The 22479-nt window shown below is 68.7% G+C and carries 21 protein-coding genes and 1 tRNA gene; 10 read left to right on the forward strand and 12 right to left on the reverse strand.

Annotation, left to right across the window (positions count from 1 at the left end; all coding sequences use genetic code 11):
- Positions 1-148: 148 nt before the first annotated feature.
- Positions 149-1156: a TRAP transporter substrate-binding protein gene (locus AC3WQY_RS23165; protein ID WP_492710942.1), complete on the reverse strand. Its 1008-nt coding sequence runs from the start codon at positions 1154-1156 to the stop codon at positions 149-151.
- Positions 1157-1334: 178 nt separating this feature from the next.
- On the opposite strand from AC3WQY_RS23165, the gene egtB reads away from it, so the two are divergent.
- Positions 1335-2528: an ergothioneine biosynthesis protein EgtB gene (egtB, locus tag AC3WQY_RS23170; RefSeq protein WP_492710915.1), complete on the forward strand. Its 1194-nt coding sequence runs from the start codon at positions 1335-1337 to the stop codon at positions 2526-2528.
- Complete coding sequence (gene egtD / locus AC3WQY_RS23175; protein ID WP_492710917.1) at positions 2525-3466, forward strand: L-histidine N(alpha)-methyltransferase; 942 nt, start codon at positions 2525-2527, stop codon at positions 3464-3466. Before egtB ends, egtD begins: the two co-directional genes overlap by 4 nt.
- On the opposite strand, the gene fahA is transcribed toward egtD, so the two are convergent.
- The 6 genes from fahA to AC3WQY_RS23205 are packed head-to-tail and all read right to left on the reverse strand — an operon-like array spanning position 3435 to position 9418.
- Complete coding sequence (gene fahA, locus AC3WQY_RS23180) at positions 3435-4763, reverse strand: fumarylacetoacetase (RefSeq protein ID WP_492710919.1); 1329 nt, start codon at positions 4761-4763, stop codon at positions 3435-3437. The two genes, egtD and fahA, sit on opposite strands and share 32 nt — an antisense overlap.
- Positions 4760-6061 carry a homogentisate 1,2-dioxygenase gene (gene hmgA / locus AC3WQY_RS23185; RefSeq protein ID WP_492710921.1) on the reverse strand — a complete coding sequence of 434 codons (1302 nt, stop codon included), beginning with the start codon at positions 6059-6061 and terminating at the stop codon, positions 4760-4762. The genes fahA and hmgA overlap by 4 nt, the downstream gene beginning before the upstream one ends.
- Before the next feature lie 5 nt (positions 6062-6066).
- Positions 6067-6270, reverse strand: a complete 204-nt coding sequence (locus tag AC3WQY_RS23190) for a DUF2783 domain-containing protein (protein WP_425334607.1) — start codon at positions 6268-6270, stop codon at positions 6067-6069.
- Between the two features lie 14 nt (positions 6271-6284).
- Complete coding sequence (locus tag AC3WQY_RS23195; protein WP_492710923.1) at positions 6285-7883, reverse strand: FAD-dependent oxidoreductase; 1599 nt, start codon at positions 7881-7883, stop codon at positions 6285-6287.
- Positions 7884-7908: 25 nt separating this feature from the next.
- Complete coding sequence (locus AC3WQY_RS23200) at positions 7909-8454, reverse strand: VOC family protein (RefSeq protein ID WP_285231245.1); 546 nt, start codon at positions 8452-8454, stop codon at positions 7909-7911.
- A gap of 4 nt (positions 8455-8458) precedes the next feature.
- Positions 8459-9418, reverse strand: coding sequence for an MBL fold metallo-hydrolase (locus tag AC3WQY_RS23205; RefSeq protein WP_492710925.1), 960 nt, complete (start codon positions 9416-9418; stop codon positions 8459-8461).
- A 134-nt stretch (positions 9419-9552) separates the two neighbouring features.
- On the opposite strand from AC3WQY_RS23205, the gene AC3WQY_RS23210 reads away from it, so the two are divergent.
- Entirely contained in the window at positions 9553-10344 is a 792-nt protein-coding gene (locus tag AC3WQY_RS23210) for an IclR family transcriptional regulator (protein ID WP_492710927.1), read from the forward strand.
- Positions 10345-10442: 98 nt separating this feature from the next.
- Here the strand turns inward: AC3WQY_RS23210 and AC3WQY_RS23215 are convergent, their stop codons facing one another.
- The 4 genes from AC3WQY_RS23215 to AC3WQY_RS23230 form a co-directional block, all read right to left on the reverse strand.
- Entirely contained in the window at positions 10443-11195 is a 753-nt protein-coding gene (locus AC3WQY_RS23215) for an N-acyl amino acid synthase FeeM domain-containing protein (RefSeq protein WP_492710929.1), read from the reverse strand.
- A 166-nt stretch (positions 11196-11361) separates the two neighbouring features.
- The gene (locus AC3WQY_RS23220; protein WP_492710930.1) at positions 11362-12654 is read right to left on the reverse strand and encodes a lyase family protein; all 1293 of its coding nucleotides are present in this window, start codon (positions 12652-12654) and stop codon (positions 11362-11364) included.
- Positions 12655-12785: 131 nt separating this feature from the next.
- Positions 12786-13529 (reverse strand): SapC family protein, encoded by a 744-nt coding sequence (locus tag AC3WQY_RS23225; protein ID WP_285231240.1) that lies wholly within the window; start codon positions 13527-13529, stop codon positions 12786-12788.
- Entirely contained in the window at positions 13526-14827 is a 1302-nt protein-coding gene (locus AC3WQY_RS23230) for a hemolysin family protein (RefSeq protein ID WP_285231239.1), read from the reverse strand. The genes AC3WQY_RS23225 and AC3WQY_RS23230 overlap by 4 nt, the downstream gene beginning before the upstream one ends.
- A 107-nt stretch (positions 14828-14934) precedes the next feature.
- Between AC3WQY_RS23230 and AC3WQY_RS23235 the strand changes: the two genes are divergently transcribed.
- The 7 genes from AC3WQY_RS23235 (at position 14935) to AC3WQY_RS23265 (ending at position 21778) form a co-directional block, all read left to right on the forward strand.
- Positions 14935-15762 (forward strand): symmetrical bis(5'-nucleosyl)-tetraphosphatase, encoded by an 828-nt coding sequence (locus AC3WQY_RS23235; protein WP_492710932.1) that lies wholly within the window; start codon positions 14935-14937, stop codon positions 15760-15762.
- Positions 15763-15800: 38 nt separating this feature from the next.
- Positions 15801-15890: transfer RNA gene (locus AC3WQY_RS23240), tRNA-Ser, on the forward strand.
- A gap of 116 nt (positions 15891-16006) precedes the next feature.
- The gene (locus AC3WQY_RS23245) at positions 16007-16789 is read left to right on the forward strand and encodes a substrate-binding periplasmic protein (RefSeq protein WP_492710934.1); all 783 of its coding nucleotides are present in this window, start codon (positions 16007-16009) and stop codon (positions 16787-16789) included.
- Positions 16790-16831: 42 nt separating this feature from the next.
- Positions 16832-19525: a bifunctional acetate--CoA ligase family protein/GNAT family N-acetyltransferase gene (locus AC3WQY_RS23250; protein WP_492710935.1), complete on the forward strand. Its 2694-nt coding sequence runs from the start codon at positions 16832-16834 to the stop codon at positions 19523-19525.
- Between the two features lie 116 nt (positions 19526-19641).
- On the forward strand, positions 19642-20268 hold the full coding sequence (locus AC3WQY_RS23255) for a hypothetical protein (RefSeq protein ID WP_492710936.1): 627 nt from the start codon (positions 19642-19644) through the stop codon (positions 20266-20268).
- Between the two features lie 75 nt (positions 20269-20343).
- Positions 20344-20919 carry a DinB family protein gene (locus AC3WQY_RS23260; protein ID WP_285231234.1) on the forward strand — a complete coding sequence of 192 codons (576 nt, stop codon included), beginning with the start codon at positions 20344-20346 and terminating at the stop codon, positions 20917-20919.
- Positions 20920-20983: 64 nt separating this feature from the next.
- On the forward strand, positions 20984-21778 hold the full coding sequence (locus AC3WQY_RS23265) for a fumarylacetoacetate hydrolase family protein (protein WP_285231233.1): 795 nt from the start codon (positions 20984-20986) through the stop codon (positions 21776-21778).
- Between the two features lie 267 nt (positions 21779-22045).
- On the opposite strand, the gene AC3WQY_RS23270 is transcribed toward AC3WQY_RS23265, so the two are convergent.
- Positions 22046-22387, reverse strand: a complete 342-nt coding sequence (locus tag AC3WQY_RS23270; RefSeq protein ID WP_285231232.1) for an HPF/RaiA family ribosome-associated protein — start codon at positions 22385-22387, stop codon at positions 22046-22048.
- Positions 22388-22479 lie beyond the last annotated feature (92 nt).

Below are 22479 nucleotides of genomic sequence, written 5' to 3' on the forward strand. Positions count from 1 at the left end.
GCTCCACATCGCCCTGGATCGGGCGCGCCAGCCAGGAGCGCCCGATGATGCTGGCCACGGTCAGCAGCGCGGTCAGGCTGGCGCAAAGGCAGCCGGCCAGCGCGCACCAGCGCGCCAGGGTTCGCAGGCCGGCGGGCACGGCCACGCCTTACTTCTTGTACTTGGCCAGCAGGCCTTGCGCGTCCTGCAGCATCTGCTTGCCGGGCAGACCGCGCTTGTCCATATCGGCCGCCCATTCGTCGTAGAGCGGATGGCTGGCCTTGATCCACAGATCGACCTCGGCGGCCGGCACGGTGTAGAAGACGTTGCCGCGGTCCAGCGCCGGCTTGCGGCCCACCGCCTGGCTCTCGTCCCAGGTCTTGCCGGCCTGCTGCGAGAACGCGGCGCCGGAGTTCTTGTCGATCACCGCCTTCAGCTCGGCGGGCAGGCCCTCGTAGCGGGCCTGGTTCATCGCCAGCACGAACACCGCGCTGTAGAGCGCCGGCCGCATGCGGTCGGTCTCGGTGTGGTACTTCACCATCTCATGCAGCTTCACCGAGGGGATCACCTCCCAGGGCAGGGCAAAACCGTCGATGGTGCCCTTGCTCACCGCATCGGCCACCGCCGGCAGCGGCATGCCCACCGGCGTGGCGCCCAGCGAGGCCAGCAGCTTGTTGGTCTGGCGCGTGGGCGCGCGCAGCTTCAGGCCCTTGAAGTCGGCCAGGGTCTTGATCTGCTTCTCGCGCGTATGCAGATAGCCCTCGTCGTGCACGCTGAACATCAGCGGCTTGAGGCCGGCGAATTCCTTGCTGGCGTACTTGCCGTAGAAGTCCCAGGCGGCGCGCGCGCCGGCCTCGGCGGAATTGGTCATGAAGGGCAGTTCGAACACCTCCATGATGGGGAAGCGCCCGGCCGTGTAGCCCGGCAGGGTGAAGGCGATGTCCACCACGCCGTCCTTGGCCTGGTCGATCAGCTGCGCCGGCGTGCCACCCAGCTGCATCGCCGGGAAGATCTGGCACTTGAGCTTGCCGCCCGAATCAGCGGCGATCTTGTCGCACCAGGGCTGCAGGATCTTGGTGGGCGGCATCGCCGCCGGCGGCCAGAAGTGATGCACCTTGAGCGTCAGCTCCTGCGCCAGCACCGGTGTGGCGAGGGCCAGCGCGGCGGCCAGGGCCATGGCAGATCGGAACAAGGGGCTTGCGGGGTTGGTCACGGATGTCTCCTCTGGGGGCCTGCGCCAAGCCGGCGATGTTATGCCCACGGGCGCGGGCGGGCGCCTGAGGTTTGCCCTGCAACTGCTGACATCTTTGGGCAGCAAGATAGGCTACCGTTGCGCCATGGAGGCCCTGGTGAACATGAGCAGCACAGCACAGACCCTGCGCCAGCGCTATCTGGCGGTGCGCGCCCATACCGAGGCGCTGGCCGCGCCGCTGTCGGCGGAAGACCAGGCGCTGCAGTCCATGCCCGATGCCAGCCCCTGCAAATGGCACCAGGCCCACACCAGCTGGTTCTTCGAGACCCTGCTGCTGGCGCCGCGCATGCCGGGCTACCGCTGCTTCGACCCCGCCTACCCCTACCTGTTCAACTCCTATTACGAGGCCCTGGGCCCGCGCCATCCGCGCCCGCAGCGCGGCCTGCTGAGCCGGCCCGGCCTGGCCGAGGTGCAGGCCTATCGCCGCCATGTCGACGCCGCCATGCAGGACTTTCTGGGCCAGGCGCTGGGGCCGCAAGACCTGGCCCTGGTCGAGCTGGGCCTGCAGCACGAGCAGCAGCACCAGGAGCTGCTGCTCACCGACATCCTGCACGCCTTCTCCTGCCATCCCCTGCTGCCCGCCTACCGGGCGCACACCCCGCCGCCCGCTGCCGCCCCGCCGCTGCGCTGGCTGGCCCATGGCGGCGGCACGGTGGAGATCGGCCATGCGGGCGCGGGCTTTGCCTTCGACAACGAGCTGCCGCGCCATGCCCAGCTGCTGCGGCCCTTCGAGATCGCCAGCCGGCTGGTGAGCTGTGGCGACTATGCCGCCTTCATCGCCGACGGCGGCTACCGGCGCGCCTCGCTGTGGCTCTCGGACGGCTGGGCGCTGGTACAGGCGCAGGGCTGGCAAGGCCCGGCCTACTGGCGTGAGCAGGACGGGCAGACCCAGGTGTTCGGCCTCGCCGGCCTGCAGCCGCTGGACCCGCAGGCGCCGGTGCTGCAGCTGAGCTTTTACGAGGCCGCCGCGTTCGCCGAATGGGCGGGTGCGCGCCTGCCCAGCGAATTTGAATGGGAGGCCGCCAGCGCCCTGCCCGGCTTCGCGCAGGCGGCCGATCAGGCCTGGCAATGGACCTACTCGGCCTACCACCCCTATCCGGGCTTTCGCCCGATGGCGGGCGCGGTGGGCGAGTACAACGGCAAATTCATGGTGGGCCAGCTGGTGCTGCGCGGCGGCAGCCTGGCCACCCCGCCGGGCCATGCCAGGCCCAGCTACCGCAACTTCTTCCCGCCGGCCGCGCGCTGGCAGTTCAGCGGCCTGCGCCTGGCGCGCGATCTGGGAGCCAGCGCATCATGAATCAAGCGGCCAGCGCCAAACAGCGGTTTGCCAGCGACCTGCACCTGGCCCTGAGCCAGCGCCCGCGCAGCATCGCGCCCAAGTACTTCTACGACGAGATCGGCTCGCAGCTGTTCGAGCGGATCTGCGAGCTGCCAGAGTACTACCCCACCCGCACCGAGCTGGCCCTGCTGCGGGCCCATGGCGCCGAGATGGCCGCCTGCATGGGGCCGCATGCGCAGCTGGTGGAGTACGGCGCCGGCGCATTGCGCAAGGTGCGGCATCTGATCGCGCATCTGGACGAGCCCCATGCCTTCGTGCCGGTGGACATCTCGGGCGCGCATCTGCTGAGCGCCTGCGCCGAGCTGCAGCAGGCCTACCCGGCGCTTGCCATCAAGCCGGTGGTGGCCGATTTCACCCAGCCGCATGACCTGCCGCCGCGGCCCGCACGCGGCCGCCGCGTGGGCTTCTTCCCGGGCTCCAGCATCGGCAATTTCTCGCCCGCGGAGACCCAGGCCTTCTTCCAGATGACGGCCCAGGAGCTGCGCGGTGGCGGCCTGCTGATCGGCATCGACCTCATCAAGGACCCCGCCGTGCTGCATGCCGCCTACAACGATGCCGCCGGCGTCACCGCGGCCTTCAACCTCAACCTGCTGGCGCGCGCGCGGCGCGAGCTGGGCGCCGAGTTCGACCCCGCGGGCTTCGAGCACAGCGCCTTCTACAACGCGCCGCAGCAGCGCATCGAGATGCATTTGCTGAGCCTGCGCGAGCAGCGGTTCAGGCTGGACGGGGTGGACTACGAGTTTGCCGCCGGCGAGACCCTGCACACCGAGAACTCGCACAAGTACAGCATCGCCGGCTTCCAGGCCCAGGCGGCGCGCGCCGGTTTTCGCGCCGGCCCGGTCTGGACCGACGCGCGCGGCTGGTTCAGCCTGCTGTGGCTCGAGGCGCCGGCGTGATGGTGCCGGCGCAATCGCCAAAGCCGATGCGGCGCGCCCCCTCCTTGACCGCATAGCCGCGCAGGATCACGGTATCGCCGTCCTGCAGGAAGCTGCGGGTCTCGCCATTGGGCAGGCTCAGCGCCTGCTTGCCGCCATTCGAGAGCTCCAGCAGCGAGCCGCCCTCCTCCGCCGCCGGGCCCGACTGCGTGCCCGTGCCCAGCAGGTCGCCGGGCTGCAGATTGCAGCCATTGCTGGCGTGGTGGGTGAGCATCTGCGCCAGCGTCCAGTAGGCGTGCTTGAAGTTGCTGCGCATCAGCCGCGTCGGGGCCAGGTCTTGCGCGCGCATCGCCTCGGTCTGCAGCCACACCTCCAGCTCGATCTCGTAGCCGCCCGCGGCGCGGTTGGCCGGCGAGTCCAGATAGGGCAGCGGCTGCGGGTCGCTGGGCGGGTGCGAGAACGGGGCGCGGAAGGGCTCCAGCGCCTCCATCGTGACGATCCAGGGCGAGATCGTGGTGGCGAAGTTCTTGGCCAGGAAGGGGCCCAGCGGCTGGTACTCCCAGCCTTGCATATCGCGCGCCGACCAGTCGTTCAGCAGCGTCACGCCAAACATATGCTGCTCGGCCTCGGCCATCGGGATGGGCTCGCCCAGCGCATTGCCGCCGGCCACGAACAGGCCCAGCTCGAGTTCATAGTCGAGCCGCTTGCTGGCGGCCTGCACCGGGGCCTCGGCCCCGGGGGCCATCAGCTGCCCCAGCGGGCGGCGTACCGTGGAGCCGCTCACGACTATCGACGAGCTGCGGCCGTGGTAGCCGATCGGCACCCATTTGTAGTTGGGCAGCAGCGGGTTGTCGGGACGGAACAGCTTGCCCACCGTGGTGGCATGGTGGATGCCGGTATAGAAATCGGTGTAGTCGCCGATGCGGCAGGGCACGGCCATCTGCGCAGCGGCCTGCGCCAGCAGGCAGGGGCGCAGCGCGGCCTCCTGCTTGCTGCCGGCCTGCAGGGCCAGGAACAGGGCCTGGCGCAGGGCACGGCGCCGCGCCTGCGGTTGCGCCATGAAGGCGTTCAGATCGCCATGGGCCAGGGCCTGCAAGAGCACCTGCTCGGCGCTGCTCCAGCGGCCCGCGGCCGCGGCCAGCTGCAGGTCCAGGATCTGGTCGCCGATGGCCACGCCGACGCGGGCGGCCTCGTTGCTGCCGGCGCGGCGGAACAGGCCATAGGGCAGGTTCTGCAGCGGGAAATCGGTGGCGGCGGCATTCGCGCTGACCACCCAGCTCTGCGCGGCCGGGTCATGGGTGAAGTCGAGTTGGCTCATGGTGTCGTGAAGTTGTCGGCCAGACCGTTCCAGCAGTCGGCATAAGTGGTTTCAAGTGCGCCCCCCGCCTGCATCGCGAAGGCGGTGGGCAAGAGGCGGTAGCGGGTCTCGAACATGAAGGCCAGGGTGTGGTCCAGCTTGTGCGGGGTCAGCGCGGCGGCCGAGGCCTTGGCGAAGGCCTCGGTGTCGGGGCCATGTGGCACGAAGGCGTTGTGCAGGCTGGCGCCGCCCGGCTTGAAGCCCTCGGGCTTGGCATCGTACTGGCCCAGCACCAGGCCCATGAACTCGCTCATCACATTGCGGTGGTACCAGGGCGGGCGGAAGCTGTGCTCGGCCACCATCCAGCGCGGCGGGAAGATCACGAAGTCCACATTCGCCCAGCCGGGCGTGTCCGAGGGGCTGGTGAGCACGGTGAAGATGCTGGGGTCCGGATGGTCGAAGCTGATCGAGCCCACCGTCATGAAGTGCGCGGTGTCGTACTTGTAGGGCGTCAGATTGCCATGCCAGGCCACCACATTGAAGGGGCTGTGGGCCTGGTGCGCGCGCCACAGCCGGCCGCCGAACTTCTTGATGATGTTGTAGTCGCCGGGCTCCTCGTCCTCGAACCAGGCCACCGGCGCGAGGAAGTCGCGCGCATTCGCCAGGCCGTTGGAGCCGATCGGGCCGAGCTCGGGCAGGCGCAGGGCGGCGCCGTAGTTCTCGCACACATAACCGCGCGAGGGCCCGTCCACCGCCACCTTGAACACCAGGCCGCGCGGGATCAGCGCGATCTCGCCGGGCCGCACGTCCAGGCGGCCGAGCTCGGTCGTGATGCGCAGCACGCCCTGCTGCGGCACGATCAGCAGTTCGCCATCGGCATTGACGAAGGCCGCGCGCTCCATCGAGCGATTCGCCAGATAGAGGTGGGCCGCCATGCCCACTTGCGCATCCGGGTCGCCGTTCACGCACAGGGTGCGCAGGCCGCTGACGAAGTCGCAGTCGGCCGCGGGCACCGGCGTGGGCGCCCAGCGCAGCGGATCGGGGGGCACGACCTGACCCTCCGCCGCGCCGGTTTTCAGGAACTCATGCGCCAGCGGCGCGTAGCCGCCCACCACCACCGAGGGCTGGCGGCGGTAGAGCCAGCTGCGCTGGTTGTCGGCGCGCGGCGCGGTGAAGGCGCTGCCCGAGAGCAGCTCGGCGTAGAGGCCGTGCGCCACCTTTTGCGGGCTGTTCTGGCCCCGCGGCAGGCTGCCGGCCACGGCCTCGCTCTGGTGCTGGTTGCCGAAGCCGGCCAGGTATTGCAATGCGTCGTCGCTCATCGTTCTCAGTTCAGCGTGTTCGTACGGGCCAGCGCCAGCGCCTCGGCCAGCACCGCGCGGTCGCCCACCTGGTTGGCCAGGATCAGCACCAGCTTGGCCAGCAGCATCTCAGCCTGCTCGTCGCTGAGATCGCGCTGGGCATGGATCAGCTGCTCGTAGAAGCCGTCGGGATCGGGAATATTGGGGGAGCGGATCAGCTGGGTCATCATGGTCACTCCGGCGTTCAGTGGATGGCGAGGGCGCAGCGCAGCGCGGCCTGCACCTTGGCGGCGTCGAAGCCGCGCCAGCGCGCAGCCACATGCTGGTCGGGGCGCAACAGGTAGACCGTGCCGGGCCGACCATCGTAGCGCTGGGCCAGCACACCCTCGCTGTCGATCAGGTCGCGGCCGATCTCCAGCACGCTCAGGCCCTCGACGGCCGGCACCGGCCCGAAGCTCAGCAGCACAAAGCCCTGGCCCAGGTGCTTGAGCAGCCAGTCCGGCTGGCCGGCGCGGTTGTGCACCGGCGCATCGGCACAGTGGCTGCCGGGCTTCATGCGGCCATGGAACAACTCTTCGTCCGGCGTGTTGAGCGAGGAGTTCAGGTAGGGCGTGGGCGTGGAAAGCCGGCCGCTGTTGACCAGCGGGCGCGCAAAGGCCTCGGTGCGCGCCAGCTCCAGCACCGCATTGCGCAGGCGCAGCGAGGTGCGGCTCTTGGGCGTGATGAAGTCGGTGGAGCGGGTGGAGTTCAAGAGGTTGTCGTCGGCGGCGACGGCACGCTCCTCGTGGTAGCTGTCCAGCAGATGCTCGGGCGCGCGGCCGCTCAGCACCGCCTGCAGCTTCCAGGCGAGGTTGTCGGCATCCTGCACGCCGGTGTTGGCACCGCGCGCGCCGAAGGGCGAAACCTGGTGCGCCGAGTCGCCGGCAAACAGCACGCGGCCATGGCGCAGGCGGTCGATGCGGCGGCAGGCGAACTGGTAGACCGACACCCACTCCAGCTCGAATTCGACCTCCGGCCCCAACATGGCCTGGATGCGCGGGATCACCTTCTCGGGCTTCTTCTCCTCGTTGGGATCGGCGCCCCAGCCGAGCTGGAAGTCGATGCGCCAGACCCCGTCGCATTGCTTGTGCAGCAGCACCGACTGGCCGCGATGGAAGGGCGGGTCGAACCAGAACCAGCGCTCGGTGGGGAAGTTCGCGTCCTTGATGATCACGTCGGCAATCAGGAAGCGATCCTGGAAGGCCTGGCCGGTGAACTCGGCGCCGATCATGCGGCGTGTGTCGCTGTTGGCGCCGTCGCAGGCCACCACCCAGTCGGCCGCGCTGTGGAACACGCCGTCGGGCGTCTCGATGGTGAGGCGCACGCCAGCGCCGTCCTGCTCCAGGCTCAAGAGGCGATGCTTCCAGCGCAGGTCGATGAGGGGCTCAGCCTCGCAGGCGGCCACCAGCTTTTCTTCCAGGTGGTACTGCTGCAGATTGATCATGGCCGGCATCTGGTGATGGGCCTCGGGCAGCAGGTCGAACTGGTAGGCCAGCTCGTCGCGGAAGAACACCTTGCCGACCTGCCAGCGCACGCCCTGCTCCACCAGGCTCGCGCCCACGCCCAGGCGGTCCCAGATCTCCAGCGGGCGCTTGGCATAGCAGACCGCGCGCGAGCCGATGCTGACGCTGTTGTTGTCGTCCAGCAGCACGCAGCGCAGGCCGCGCGCGGCGCAGTCCAGCGCCAGGGTCAGGCCGATGGGCCCGGCGCCGACGATCAGCACCGCGTGGTGCTCTGGCCGGCCGCTGCGCTGCTCCTCGCTCTGGCGGTAGGCGAACTCGGGATAGGTATATGTCTTCTGCATGGCCGTCTCCTGCCCTTTCGCTCACTCAACGGGGTTGCGCGAATTCCTTGTCGTGCATCCAGGCGGCATGCTTGGGCGCCTTCTTGGTGGCGGCCCATTCATTGAGCATCTCCCATTTGCAGGCATCCAGCGCCTGGTACATCGCCGGCGTGCCCACATCGGCCGCGAGTTCGAGGCGGTGGCCGTTGGGGTCGAAGAAATAGATGCTCTTGAAGATGGTGTGGTCGGTGATGCCGATCACCTCGATGCCCTCGGCCTGCAGGCGCGCCTTGGTCTCTTCCAGCTCGGCCACGCTGCCCACCTTGAAGGCGATGTGCTGCACCCAGTCGGGCGTGTTGGTGTCGCGCCCCATCTCGGGCGAGTTGGGCAGCTCGAAGAAGGCCAGGATGTTGCCATTGCCCGCATCCATGAAGAGATGCATATAGGGGTCGGGGGCATGGGTGGAGGGCACCTTGTCCTCGGCGATGGCGAGCACGAAGTCCATGCCCAGGTGCTTGCGGTACCACTCGACGGTGGTCTTGGCGTCCTTGCAGCGGTAGGCGACGTGGTGGATGCGTTCGATCTTGGTCATTGCTTCAATTCCCTTCCAGGGCTTGCCACATGGCGATGTCGCGCTCGGCGGTCCAGATGCGCGGGTCCGGGTACGCGGTCGCCTCGTCGTAGGCGCGCGTCACGTCAAACGGCATGCAGTGGGCAAAGATCACCCACTGGCCGTACTTGGGCGCGAGACGCTCATAGGTCTCGCGGTACACGGTCTTGAGGTCGCGGCCGGCGCTGGCGCCGGCCTTGACGCTTTCATAAAGCTCGCTCACGAAGGCGCGCGTGCCGGCCAGGCCGGCGGCCACCTGCGCGGGGCTTTGCAGCGCGGCGCCGCGGCCCGGCACCAGCTTCTCGGGCTTGAGCGCAGCGATGTTGTCAAGGGTCTGCGGCCAGTCCTGGAAATAGGCATCGCCGGCATAGGGCGTGGCGTCGAACTCGACCAGATCACCCGAGAACAGCACCTTGTCCTGCGGCAGCCAGACCACCGTATCGCCCTTGGTATGGCCACGGCCCAGTTGCAGGATCTGCACCTCCAGCTTGCCCAGCCACAGCGTCATCTTGCCGCTGAAGGTGAGCGTGGGCCAGGTCAGGCCCGGCGGCACCGATTCGACGTTCTGGAACAGGCGCGGGAAGCGGCCGATCTCGCTCGCCTTGTCCTGCTCGCCGCGCTCGACGATGAGCTCGTAGGTGTCCTGGCTGGCGATGATGTGCTCGGGCTGATAAGCCGAGGCACCCAGCACCCGCACCGCGTGGTAATGGCTCAAGAGCACGTACTTGATCGGCTTGTCGGTGACCTCGCGGATACGGCGAATCACGTCGGCCGCCATCACCGGCGTGGCCTGGGTGTCGATCACCATCACCGCATCGTCACCGATCACGATGCCGGTATTCGGATCGCCCTCGGCGGTATAGGCATAGGCATGGTCGGAGAGGCGATCGAAGCTGACGCGCTTCACTTCCAGATCGGCCTGGGAGGCAAAGGTCTTGGTGCTCATGAGACTGGCTTTCCTCAAATGGGGCGGCTACATTTCGTCATAAGCAAACTAATTCACCTATAACGAACAACAGGGCTTGATCTTAGTTAGGCCGTTTGTTAATGTCTAATTGATTGTTTTAGGTATAAACCCGCATGCCCGATAGCCAGAGCCTTGATGAAGAAGCCCCCGCCGCCGAGCGCGGCCCGCGCGGCATCCAGAGCGTGGAGGTCGGCGGCGCGCTGCTGATTGCCCTGGCGCATCTGGGCCGGCCGCTGGCGCTGAAGGATCTGGCGCGCGAGGCCGGCATGCCGCCGGCCAAGGCCCACCCCTATCTGGTGAGCTTCATCAAGCTGGGCCTGGTGGAGCAGGAGGCCGGCAGCGGCCGCTACGGCCTGGGGCCGCTGGCCCTGCAGCTGGGCCTGATCAGCCTGCAGCAATACGACCCGGTGCGCCTGGCCACGCCGCGCGTGGAAGAGCTGGCCCAGGCGCTGGACGTGACGGTGGCGATCGCCGTCTGGGGCAACCGCGGCCCCACCATCGTGCGCGTGGCCGAGGCGCCCAGCCCGGTGCATGTGAGCATGCGCCATGGCACGGTGATGAGTTTGCGCGGCACCGCCTCGGGCCGGCTGTTCGCCGCCTATCTGCCGCGCGAGCAGGTGCTGGAGGCGCTGGGCCGCGAGGGCGGCCCAGCGACGTTTGACGCTGAACTCCAGTCCCACCTGGATCAGGCGCGCGCGCTGGGCATCGCCAGCTCACGCGACGGCGTGGTGGCGGGCGTCTCGGCCCTGGCCGCGCCGGTGTTCGACGATCAGGGCCGCATGGTGCTGAGCATCACCGCGATCGGGCCCAGCAGCGGCTTCGAACTGGCGGCGAACGGTGCTATGGCCCAGGCGCTCAAGCGCACCGGCAGCGAGCTGTCGCGCCAACTGGGTTGGCGGGGGTGACGTGCTTGGCTTCGGTGTTCAGTCAGCCCGGGCGCTGGCAGGCGCCCTGGCCTGACTGAGCCGTCGGGCAAGCCGCGGGGCTTGCCCTCGGTGCTCAGTCAGTCCCAGCTCCAGATGGCGCGCATCACCTCGGCCTCCTCGGCCATCGGCAGGCACATCGGATAGAGATTGCGCGACAGGCGCACCAGCTCGGGCTGGCCGCCATAGAGCATGATCTGACCCTGCACAAAGCTCAGGTCCAGGCTCAACAAGGTGGCCGGCGCATCCACCACCGGATGGCGCCACACCTCGCCATGCTCGACAAAGCCCAGCATGCGCTTGTAGAACGAGACATGACGCGGGTTCACCTCGATCACCAGGCGGTCGGCCTGGAAGCGATCCTTGGCCAGCAGGTAGACGACGTGGAACAGGCTGGCCAGCACCGCGCGCGCGGGCGCATCGCGCTCCACCGCAAGGCGCGTCACCTCGCACAGGGAATAGCCCTCGTCGCGCAGCGCGTCCAGCACATGGCCGAAGGCCAGGTCGGCGGTCAAGCCTTCCATGCTGTCGGGGCGCACGCCCACCGTGCCGGCGATTTGGCGATCCAGCAGGGCCTGCACCGTGCACACCACGCCGCGGTGCGCCATCTGGGCGGCGCTCAGGTCGTAGCCGCTGTCGGCATAGCGCCGCCGCACCAACTGCCCCGCCGGATGCTCGGCGGTCGAGGCGTCGCCGGCCAGCACGCTGATCAGGCCGGCCTCGGTGGTGCGCGTCAGCAAGGAGCGGAAATCGCTCTCGCTGCGCCGCGCCGACACGAGCGCGCCGGCACCATGGTCGCGCACCATCTGCGCCATGCCCGCCGTCAAGTCCATGCCATCCGCCGCCATACAACCACTCCCTCAAGCCAGGCGCGAGTCTATGCGACTCTCCGTGACCAATTTCACGAACCCGCCGCTGTCACACGAATGAGCCTCAAGGCTTGCAGTTGCTTACACAAGCAGGGCTTGGCGTGGCCTCAAACACACAGCCGCGGCGGCATCAAGGCCTCGGGCTGTCCATCAGGGCGGCCCATTGAGCGCGCGCCTGCAGCAGGGCGGCTTGCACGCGTTCGTCGGCCTGCTGGGCCGCCGCATGCACATCGAACACCGCCTCCAGCTGCGCCGGCACGATGCCCGCCGCCAGCTCGGCGTCGGCGGCCACGGCCGCGCGTGCCAGCACGCGCAGGGGCGCCTCGCCCTGCCGCACCCGCGCCACCAGCGCGTCCACGCAGCGCCGGGCGCGTGCGCCGCCCAGCACCTGTGCCAGCAACATGCTCAAGCCCTGCGCGAAGATCAGATCGCGCTGCGCATCGATGTTCTCGAGCATGCGCGCGCCCTGCGGCTGCATGCCTTCGGCAGATTGGGCCAGCGCCTTCACCGCGCCATGCGTGCACACCAGCAGCCCGCAGCATTCGGCCCATTCGGCCGGCCAGTTGCCCAGGCCGCCCTCCTGCTGCTGCTGCATGCAGCCCAGCAGGGCCGCGACGCGCTGGGGTGCGCGCTGGGCCGCCGCCAGGGCCTGCTGGCAGGCGACCGGCCCGCTCAGCTCGCCCAGCTCGGCCTGCGCCAGCAACGCCAGGTCGAGGGCCAGCTTGCCCAGCGAGCCGCACAGCACGCCCAGTTCGGCCGCCAGTCTCGCCAGCCGGTCGCGCTGGGTCGGCCAGGGCATTGCCGGCAGCGGCAGCTGCAGCTCCTGGCCCATCAAGACGCTCACTTGTGCGGAGGTGCCGTCCCCGCCGGCGCCCAGTTGCAGGAGCAGCGCCTCGTCGGCGCGCTCACGCAGCGCCTGCGCGGAACGCAGCAAGGGGCTCAGCCAGGCCACCAGCTTGTGGCGCAGGCTGGTCACCTGCACCGGCTGCAGCTGGACGCGGGCCAGCAGGGCGGTACGGGCATGGCGCTCGGCCAGGTCCAGCAACTGCCCGCACAGCCTGAGCAGGTCCTGCTCGATCAGCTGCAGAGCCTTGCGCGTCTGCAAGACCATGGCGGTGTCCAGCAGGTCCTGGTGGCTGCTGCCCCAGTGCACGAAGCCGGCGGCCAGCGGGTCGAACAGGGCCACCGTCTCGCTGAGCTTGCGCACCACCGGCAGCGCCAGGCTGCCGGCGCGACCGCTGGCGGCCAGCATCGCCGCCACATCGTAGAGCTCGGCACGGCAGAGGCTGGCAATGGCCTGCGCAGCGCCCGGCGGTATCGCGCCGGCCTTGGCCTGGGCGCGTGCCAGCGCGGCCTCGAAATCCATCATCGCCTGCACGACCGCGGTCTCGTCAAAGACCTCGACCATCTCGGGCGTCGACAAAAATCCCTCAAATACCAACACTGACATCACCGCGTCCCAAAGGATCTTTGTTCGGCGGGATGCTAGCGAGGGCCGCGCCCGGCAGCCGTCGCGACAAACCCGGGGCGGGTTTGTCACAAGGCTGCATGTACTCAGGCAGCGTTATGCATGCCGGCCAGGCGGCTCATATGGCCCAGAGAGAGGCGGTGCATTTCCAGCAGGGCCAGCAGGCCGTTGCGGTGCAGCTCACCCACGGTGGCATCGTCCAGCGCGGCATACTTCTCTTCGTCCAGGGCCAGGAAGCCCTCGACGTCGATCTTCTCGCCGTTCGTCAGCGTGGCCTCGAAGCGCATGTCGCGCAGCAGTTCCAGCTGCACCAGGCGTTCGCAGGCCAGGCGGGTGCGCTCGGCCTCGCGCTCGAAGCTCTCCAGGAAGTTCTTGGCGTTGACCGTGAACTCGGTGGGCTGGCCATCTTCGGAGAACAGCTGGGTGCCCTCGGTGTCCGAGAAGCCCTTCCAGTCGGCGTCATAGCAGACCGCCATGTCCTCGCTCTCGTTGATGCGGGCCATCGCGAAGGGATAACGGCGCAGATAGGCGGGCATGTACTGGCCTTGCCACTCGCCGTTCTTGATGAACAGATTGCTGCCGGCCTTCAGGCCGAACACGGCCAGGGGCGCCACCGGCGCCTTGCCGCCGGTGGCGTTGGTCGGGTCGCCGACGCGCACGAACACGATCGGGAACTCCTTGCAGGCGTCGGCGAATTCCACCACGGCCAGGAACAGCGAGTTCATGCCGGCCACGCGGTCCACGCTGCTCAGCTCGGTCTGCAGGCGCAGCTTCTTGTGCTGCTCACGGTCCAGCGGCACCAGGTTGCCGTACATCGGGGGGTTGCTCATTCAGTTTCTCCATCAGCGGCCAGTCTCGAGACCAGCACCTTGTCCACACGCTTGCCATCGAGGTCCACGACCTCGAATCTCCAGGCGTTCCACTCCACCACATCGGCCGTGCGCGGCAAGCGCCCCAGCAGCAGCATCACCATGCCGGCCAGGGTGTTGTAGCGCCCACGGTCCTCTTCGGGCAGTTCCTTCAAGTCCAGGCGGTCCTTCAGCTCGGGCACGGGTATCAGGCCATCCATCAGCCAGCTGCCGTCCTCGCGTTGCACCGCCCAGGCATCGCCATCGCTGGGCGCATTGAACTCGCCAGCGATCGCTTCCAGCACGTCGCGCACAGAGATCACCCCCTGCACCTCGCCGTATTCATCCACCACAAACACCAGCGGCGCGTCCGACGCGCGGAAGTGCTCCAGCAGCTCCATGCCCGAGAGCGTCTCGGGCACGAACACCGGCGCCTCCAGGCCCTCGCCCAGGGCCAGGTCTTGCCCGGCGAGCGCGCGCGCCAGCAGGCCCTGGGTACTGGCCACGCCCAGCACATCGCCCAGGCCGCCGCGGCAGACCGGGTAGCGGCTGTAGCCATGGGCCTGCAGCATCTTCAGCACCTGGGCGGGCGAATCGCTCACGTCCAGCCAGGCGATCTCGGCGCGCGGGATCATCATCGAGCCGATCTGGCGCTCGTCCAGGCGGAACACATTGCGCACCATCTGGTGCTCGTGCTCCTCGATCACGCCGGCGTCCAGGCCCTCTTCCAGGCTGGCGGCAATCTCTTCCTCGGTGACGCTGCGCTGGGTCTTGCCGCGCAAACCCATCAGGCCCAGCGTGGCCTCGGTGCTGAAGGTCAGCGCCCTCACCAGCGGGCGCGCCACCAGGGAGAGGAATTCCATCGGCGGCGCCACCATGCGCGCCACCGTCTCGGGATAGATCTGGCCCAGGCGCTTGGGCACCAGCTCGCCGAAGATGATGGTCACCACCGTGATGATCACCACCACCAGGGCGGTGGCGGCAATGTCCACCGCATTGCCATGCAGGCCGAAGGTCTCGCTGAGCCAGCGCGACAGCGGCGCCGAGAAAGCGGCATCACCCACGATGCCGTTCAGCACCCCGATGGAGGTGATGCCGATCTGCACCGTGGAGAGGAATTTGGTCGGGTTGTCGTGCAGGTCCATGGCGGCCTGGGCACCCGACTCGCCCGCCTCCACCAGCACCTGCAGGCGCGCCTTGCGACTGGCCGAGAGGGCCATTTCAGACATCGCAAAAAAGGCGTTCAGCAACAACAGGAAGAGAAGTAAGGCGGTATCCATTGAGCGCGCCGCCTGATCCGGGTTTACCCGCGATGCGGCGCTGTGGGTTCGAAGAAGCCGGCAAGAGTAGCAGAAGCCCAAGACGATTCCGACAGCACAATCCCGGTATGAACTACCTGATCGGTGACCTGCAAGGCTGCTGCGATGCGCTCGAGCGCCTGCTGCAGAAGATCGACTTCTCGCCCTCGCGCGACCGCATTTACCTGCTGGGCGACCTGGTGAACCGCGGCCCGGCCTCGCTGCTGACCCTGCGCCGCCTGCAGGGCCTGGGTGCGGCCGCCACCTGTCTGCTGGGCAACCACGACCTGCACCTGCTTGCCGCCGCCCAGGGCACGCGCAAGCCCAGCCGCAGCGACACCCTGCACGAGATCCTCGAAGCACCCGACCGCGCCGCCCTGCTCGAGTGGCTGCGCCAGCAGCGCATGGCCTGCTTCGAGCAGGGCTGGCTGATGGTGCATGCGGGCGTGGTGCCGCAATGGGACCTGACCCAGACCCTGGCGCTGGCCGGCGAGGTGGAGGCGCTGTTGCGCGGCCCGGAGCTGCCCGAGTTCCTGGCCCAGATGTATGGCAACGAGCCGGCGCGCTGGGATGCCGGCCTTGCGGGCGTCGCACGCCTGCGCTTCGTCGTCAACGTGCTGACGCGGCTGCGCTTTTGCACCGCCGACGGCACGCTGGACTTCAAGACCAAGGACGGCGCCGGCAGCGCCCCGCCCGGCTTCATGCCCTGGTTCGATGTGCCGGGTCGGCGCAGCGCCGACACGCCCATCGCCTTCGGCCATTGGTCCACCCTGGGCCTGCTGCAGCGCCCCGGCCTGCTGGCCCTGGACACCGGCTGCGTCTGGGGCGGCAGCCTGAGCGCGGCGCGCGTGGAGAACGGCCACGCGCTGGAACTGATCCAGGTACCCTGCGCGCAGTCCCAGAAACCCGGGGAATAGCCGGTGCAATCACAGCTAGAATTCGCGCTCTTCACTCGGGAGACGTGGCCGAGTGGTTTAAGGCAGCGGTCTTGAAAACCGCCGAGGGTTTATCCCCTCCGTGAGTTCGAATCTCACCGTCTCCGCCAAGCAGCTTCGCACCAGGCCGCGCACGCCGTTAGCGTGACGCGTGTCACGAGCTCCTCAGCGCGAAGTCCCGCGTGCTTGGATCAGAATGGCGGCACCCTTGCCCGGATCCAAATACTTGTCGTTGAAGCAGCCCCCCACCCCATTTGCCTCCAGGGCCAAGCGCGCCCTGTTGCTCTTGCTATGCCTGGCCGGCCAGGCCGGCTGGGGTCAGCGCATCACCGTCGAATACCGCGACAAGCCCCCCTACAGCTTCACCGACCGAGGCCAGCCCGCCGGCTTCCTGCTCAAGCGCACCATCGAGATCATGAAGCTGGCCCGGGTCGAGGCCCTGTATGTCGAGATGCCGCTGAAGCGCATCATGAACGACATCCAGGCCAACCAGGAGGAGCTGTGCTCGCCGAGCTGGTACAAGCTGCCGGAGCGCGAGAAGTTCGCGCGCTTCTCGCTGCCCATCCACCAGGACAAGCCGCATGTGGTGCTGGCCAGCGGCGCGGCCGCGCCGGCCCTGCGCGCCCATGCCAGCATGGCCGCCATGATGGCGGACACCCGCTTCAGCCTGGGCGTGGTCGAGGGCGTGTCCTACGGGCCCGAGCTCGACAAGGCGATCGCCGCGATGGCGCGGCCGCCGATACGCGCGGTGATCTCGCCGGTGCAGCTCGCCAAGATGGTGGCGGTGCGGCGCGCCGACTACATGCTGATCGACCAGGAAGACCTCAACTGGATCGACACCAAGGGCGAGATCAACGCGCTGAACCTGGTGCGCATCAACTACCCGGACGCTCCCGAGGGCCTCAAGCGCTATCTGATGTGCTCCAGGCAGGTGGACCCGCGCACCATGGAGCGCATCGACCAGGCGATCCGGCAGTTGCTGCCCGAGCTCAACCCACGGGCTGATTAAAGTCATGCCGCTGCCAGCGGCCCGCGCCTAGACTCGGCGTCCATGGACAAACACTATCTCGCGCCGCTGTTCACGCCCAGCTCCATCGTGGTGTTTGCGGGGCAGGCGGAGACGCCCGAGGGCCTCACCCCCCAGGCGCAGAACCTGCACGCCGCGCTGCGCGGCCAGCGCTACACCGGCACGCTGCAGTTCCTGGACATCCACACCAGCGGCACGCTGGCCGACCTGGCCCAGGCGCGCGCCGATCTGGCCATCATCGCCCTGCCACCCGCCGACCTGGCCGCCGCGCTGGAGATTGCCGGCCGCATGACCTGCCGCGCCGCCCTGCTGCTGAGCAGCGGCATCAGCGCCGAGCAGGCGGCGGAGCTGAAGAAGATCGCGCGCCGCGAGGGCGTGCATCTGCTCGGGCCCAACAGCCTGGGCCTGCAGCGCCCCGCCCTGCAGCTGAATGCCAGCGTGGCCGGCCCGCTGGCCGCGGCGGGCCCGCTGGCCCTGGTGTCGCAGTCGGGCGCGCTGACCGCCGCGATGCTGGACTGGGCCAGCAAGAATGCGGTGGGTTTTTCCAGCGTGGTCTCGCTGGGCCCGCACACCGGCGTGGACATTGCCGAGGTGCTGGACTTCCTGGCGCATGACGCGCAGACGCAAAGCATCATCGTCTACCTGGAGGGCATCTCGAGCGCACGCCGCTTCATGAGCGCGCTGCGCTCGGCCGCCATCGCCAAGCCGGTGGTGGTGCTGAAGGCGGGCCGCAAGCCGGCCGGCAACGAGGCCGCGCACACCCACAGCGCCAGCATCATCGGCAGCGACGAGGTGTTCGACGCCGCGCTGCGCCGCGCCGGTGCGGTGCGCGTGCGCTCCTTCGTGGAACTGTTCTCGGCCGCCAAATGCCTGGCCTCGCGCTACCGCCCGGTGGGCCGGCGCCTGGCCATCGTCACCAACGGCGGCGGCCCCGGCGTGCTGGCGGCCGACTGGGTCAACGAGCTGGGCCTGCAGCTGGGCAAGCTGGCGCCCGAGACGGCGGCGGCCCTGCAGCCGCAGCTGCCGGCGCTGGCCTCGCTGAGCGATCTGGTCGACCTCTCCGAGGAGGCCGGGCCGGCGCATTTCCGCGCCGCCGTCGAGGCCGCCGCGCGCGATGCCCAGATCGACGGCGTGCTGGCGATCTGCTCGCCCAAGGCGGGCGGCGATGGCGAGGCGGTGGCGGCGGCGCTGGCGGCGCTCAAGCCCGCGCTGGGCAAGCCCCTGCTGGCCTGCTGGATGGGCGATGCCTCGGTGGGCGCGGCGCGCAGCCTGCTCAACCGCGCCGGCATCCCGAGCTTCCGCACCCCCGAGGCGGCGGTGGGCGCCTTCGACAACATCGCCTCCTACTACCAGAACCAGCGCCTGCTGCAGCAGACCCCGCCGCCGCTCTCCACCCTGGCCAAGCCCGACATCGAATCGGCGCGCCTGGTGATCGAGAGCGTGCTGGCCGAACGCCGCAAGGTGCTGACCGAGCTGGAATCCAAGACCCTGCTCTCGGCCTTCCACATCCCGGTCACGCAGACCATCCTGGCGCGCAGCGCCACCGAGGCGATGATGATCGCCACCCAGCTGGGCTTCCCGGTGGCGCTGAAGATCGATTCGCCCGACATCAGCCACAAGTCCGATGTCGAGGGCGTGGCCCTGAACGTGATGAACGGCGCCGGCGCGCGCGACACCTATACCGAGATGGTGGAGCGCGTGGCGCGCCTGCAGCCGCAGGCGCGCATCAACGGCGTGACGGTGCAGAAGATGGCCCGCGCCAGGCGCGGCCGCGAGATCTATATCGGCCTGGTCACCGACGACCCCTTCGGCCCGGTGGTGGTGTTCGGCGCCGGCGGCACGCGCATCGAGCTGATGAACGACCGCGCCATGGAGCTGCCGCCGCTGAACCAGTTCCTGGCGCGGCGCCTGATCGAGCGCGCCCGCGTGGCCGAGACCCTGGGCGAATGGCGCGGCGCGGCGGCCGTGCACATGGAGGCACTGGAACAGCTGCTGCTGCGCGTCTCCGAGATGGTGTGCGAGCTGCCCCAGCTGCGCGAGATGGACATCAACCCCATCATCATCGACGCGCAGGGCGCGGTGGCGGTGGACGCGCGCATCGTGGTGGACCACGCGCCGCCCGCCGGCGCGGCCGGCCGCGCGCCGAGCTACCAGCACCTGGCCATCCTGCCCTACCCGGCGCGCTACGAGCGCATGCTGCCGCTGCGCGGCGGCGGCGAGTACCTGCTGCGCCCCATCCATCCCGACGATGCGCAGATGCTGCAGGTGCTGGTGCAGCAGCTCTCGCCCGAGAGCCGCTATTTCCGCTTCGTCTCGCACATGAGCGAGCTGCCGGCCTCGATGCTGGCGCGCTTCACCCTGATCGACTACGACCGCGAGATGGCCCTGGTGGCAGTGGTGAAGGAGCGCAAGCCGGGGGCCGATGGCGCGATGGTGGAGAGCGAGCGCATCATCGGCGTGTCGCGCTACATCACCAACCCCGATCGCAGCAGCTGCGAGTTCGCCCTGGTGGTGGCCGATGATTTCAACGGCAAGGGCCTGGGCTCGCGGCTGATGGAGTCCATCATGGACGTGGCGCGCGACAAGGGCCTGGCCGAGATCGACGGCCTGGTGTTGGCCAACAACGCCGGCATGCTCAAGTTGATGCGCAGCCTGGGCTTTGCCGTCAAGCCCTTCCCCGAGGACCCGGACTTCAGGCTCTGTACGCATGCGCTGTAGCGCGCTCGTGTGAAGAAATTCACACCATCCCCCCCGCGGAACAAGGGTGGACACCAGCCCCGGCGCGGCGGGCCAGCGCGGACAATCTGCTGTAACAACAGACACGGGACCCCGCCATGCAAAGCGCACGCCGCTTCTTGACCTTTATTTCGGGTTTCGCGCTCTACACCTGCGCGATGGTGGCCTCCAAAGTGATCACCACCATCACCCTGCCACGCAGCTGGGTGCTGGTCTCGGGGCGCAGCGACACCATGATCGCCCAGGCCTGGAAGGCCGGCCTGCTGGCCCTGCCCCTGCTGGTGCTGGCCGCCATCTGGGTCAACATCACCCTGCGCGCACGCCAGCGCAGCCGCAAGCATGTGGTGGCCTGGGTGTTCGGCGGCCTGGTGACCGGCTGGCTCGTATGGTTGATGTATGGCTTCATCGTGTTCGGCGTGCAGACCGCCGAGCGCACCTGGCCGGTCGCGTCCATGCTGTTCTCCTCCCATCTGCCGCCCCTGTGGGGCGTGCTGAACACGGCGGGCATCTTCCTGGGCGCCCTGATCGGCCTCTGGACCGTGCCCGAGCGCGTCTCGAGCCGCCAGCAGCGCGCCGACGCGGCTGCGGCCGCCAGCGCCGCCAAAGCACCCGCCCCCAGCCGAGGCCCCCGCATCCCGCGCCTGAGCAACTGGCGCAAGCCGGCCGCGCCGAGCGTGGAGGCGGCCAGCGGCAAGGCGCGCGAGAAAGCGCTCAGCCAGCCATAGGCCCAGCCTGTTGACACCGCGGGCGCCAGCGCGGCTAGCATTGGCGGCAGCACCACAGCCCAAAAGGCGCCGCCCATGAGCCTAGCCCGCCACTTCCACCAGATGGCCTACAACAACGCCTGGGCGAACCACCGCCTGCTGTCGGCCTGTGCGAAGTTGCAGCCCGGCGAGTTCGAGGCCGCGCGCAGCGGCTTCTTCCCCTCGCTGCGCGCCACGCTGAACCACAACCTGACGGTCGACTGGTTCTATATCGATGCGCTGGAGCGCGAATTGCGCGGCGCGGCGCCCAACCCGGATTGCTACCAGTTCTTTGCGCAGGACGAACCCTGCCAGAGCCTGGAACAGCTGAGCCAGGAACAGCGTCAATCCGACCGCCGCCTGCTGGCCTATTGCGCGCAGCTGATGGACAGCGAGCTGGAGCGGCTGGTGACCATAGACCGCCCCGGCCGCCAGCAGCAGGACACGCGCAGCCGCCTGCTGGCGCATCTGCTGCAGCACCAGATCCACCACCGCGGCCAGGCGCATTGCATGCTCTCCAGCAGCTCGGTAAAGCCGCCGCAGCTGGACGAGTTCTTCTGCGCCGGCGAGGCCCATCTGCGCGCCGCCGAATTCGCCGAACTCGGTTTCACCGAAGCGATGATCTGGGATTGACCCGGCTTGTGCCGCCGCGCCGCGGCGCATACCCTGGGCTCTCAACCCCTGCCCAGGAGCCGAGATGGACCGTCGCCGCTTGCTGCATCAATCCGCCCTGCTGGGCGCCGGCGCGCTCAGCGCCGCCTGTGCCGACACGCCGCGTGCCGCGGAGGGCGGGCCCCTGTTCCAGTTGCCGCTCACCACGATTGCCATTGCCGGCAGCAGCCAGCGCTTTCCGGTGCGGCGCATCTACTGCATCGGGCGCAACTACGCCGCCCACGCACGCGAGATGGGCTCGGACCCGACGCGCGAGCCCCCCTTCTTCTTCCAGAAGCCCAGCGACGCGATCCAGAACGTCGCGCCCGGCAGCATTGCCGACCACCCCTACCCGACGCTCACCAAGAACTACCACTACGAGGTGGAACTGGTGGCGGCCCTCAAGGCCGGCGGCCGCAACATCAAGGCCGAGCAGGCCCTCGCCCTGGTCTACGGCTATGCCGTCGGCCTGGACATGACGCGCCGCGACCTGCAGCGCGGCATGGGCGACCAGAAGAAGCCCTGGGAGATTGGCAAGAGCTTCGACCGCTCGGCGCCGATCGGCCCGCTCCACCCGGCGCGCGGCGGTGCGCCCTTTGCCGACGGCGCCATCTGGCTCAAGGTGAACGGCGAGCTGAAGCAGAACGCGCGGCTCTCGCAGATGATCTGGAGCGTGGCCGAGCAGATCAGCCAGCTCTCCCAGGCCTTTGAGTTGCAGGCCGGTGACATCATCTATTCGGGCACACCCGAGAACGTCGGCCCGGTCGTGCCGGGCGATCTGATCGAGTGCCATATCGACGGCCTGCCCGAGCTGCAGCTGCGCATCACACCGGCCGTCTAGGGCCGGCAAAAAGAAACCCGCCAGCTCCTTCGAACTGGCGGGTCAGGTGAAGGCCTCAGGACGCGGCGGTTTCACGGCCCGTCCAGCCTGAGGATGCTGCCTTCACCACGTCTGATGTCGGGGACATCAGGCTGTTTCCCCTTCCCGGGGAATCCTCAGTCTCGTGGCGCTACCGTCTGCTTTCCCTGCTACCGGCTTCGCCACATAGCAAATCTAGTCGCTGCCGGGCCGGGTGCTTTGCGCTGGCTCAATAAGCTGCCGCGCTGGCTACTCGCCCAGCTCGGCACGCGCCTTTTGCTGGCCGCGCAGGCGGCCGATGCGGTCTTCCAGCTGGCGCCGCATATTGTCGAAGGCGTCGCGCAGCGCGACATAGGCATCCTCGTTCTGCACATGGCTGACGCTCAGCTCGTGGCCGGGGAAGGTCAGGTCGATGCGCACGACGAAGGGGCGGCCTTGCTGGCTGTGCTTGTGGTCCAGTTCGATGCAGACGCGGCAGCTGGTCAGGTCGGCACAGAATTGCTCCAGCTTGAGCGCGCGCTCCTCGGCGGCGGCGCGCAGGGCGGCGGATTCTTCCATGCCTTGGAAGCGGACATGCAGTGCTTGCCTCATGAGAGTCTTCTCCTCGTTGTCGCCAGCGGCCGCGCCCCTGATGGTCGCGAATCCCGCTTGGCATGGCTCTACGATGCCTGAGTCGCGCCTTG

The sequence above is a fragment of the Roseateles sp. FW301-B2 genome, from assembly GCF_058788955.1.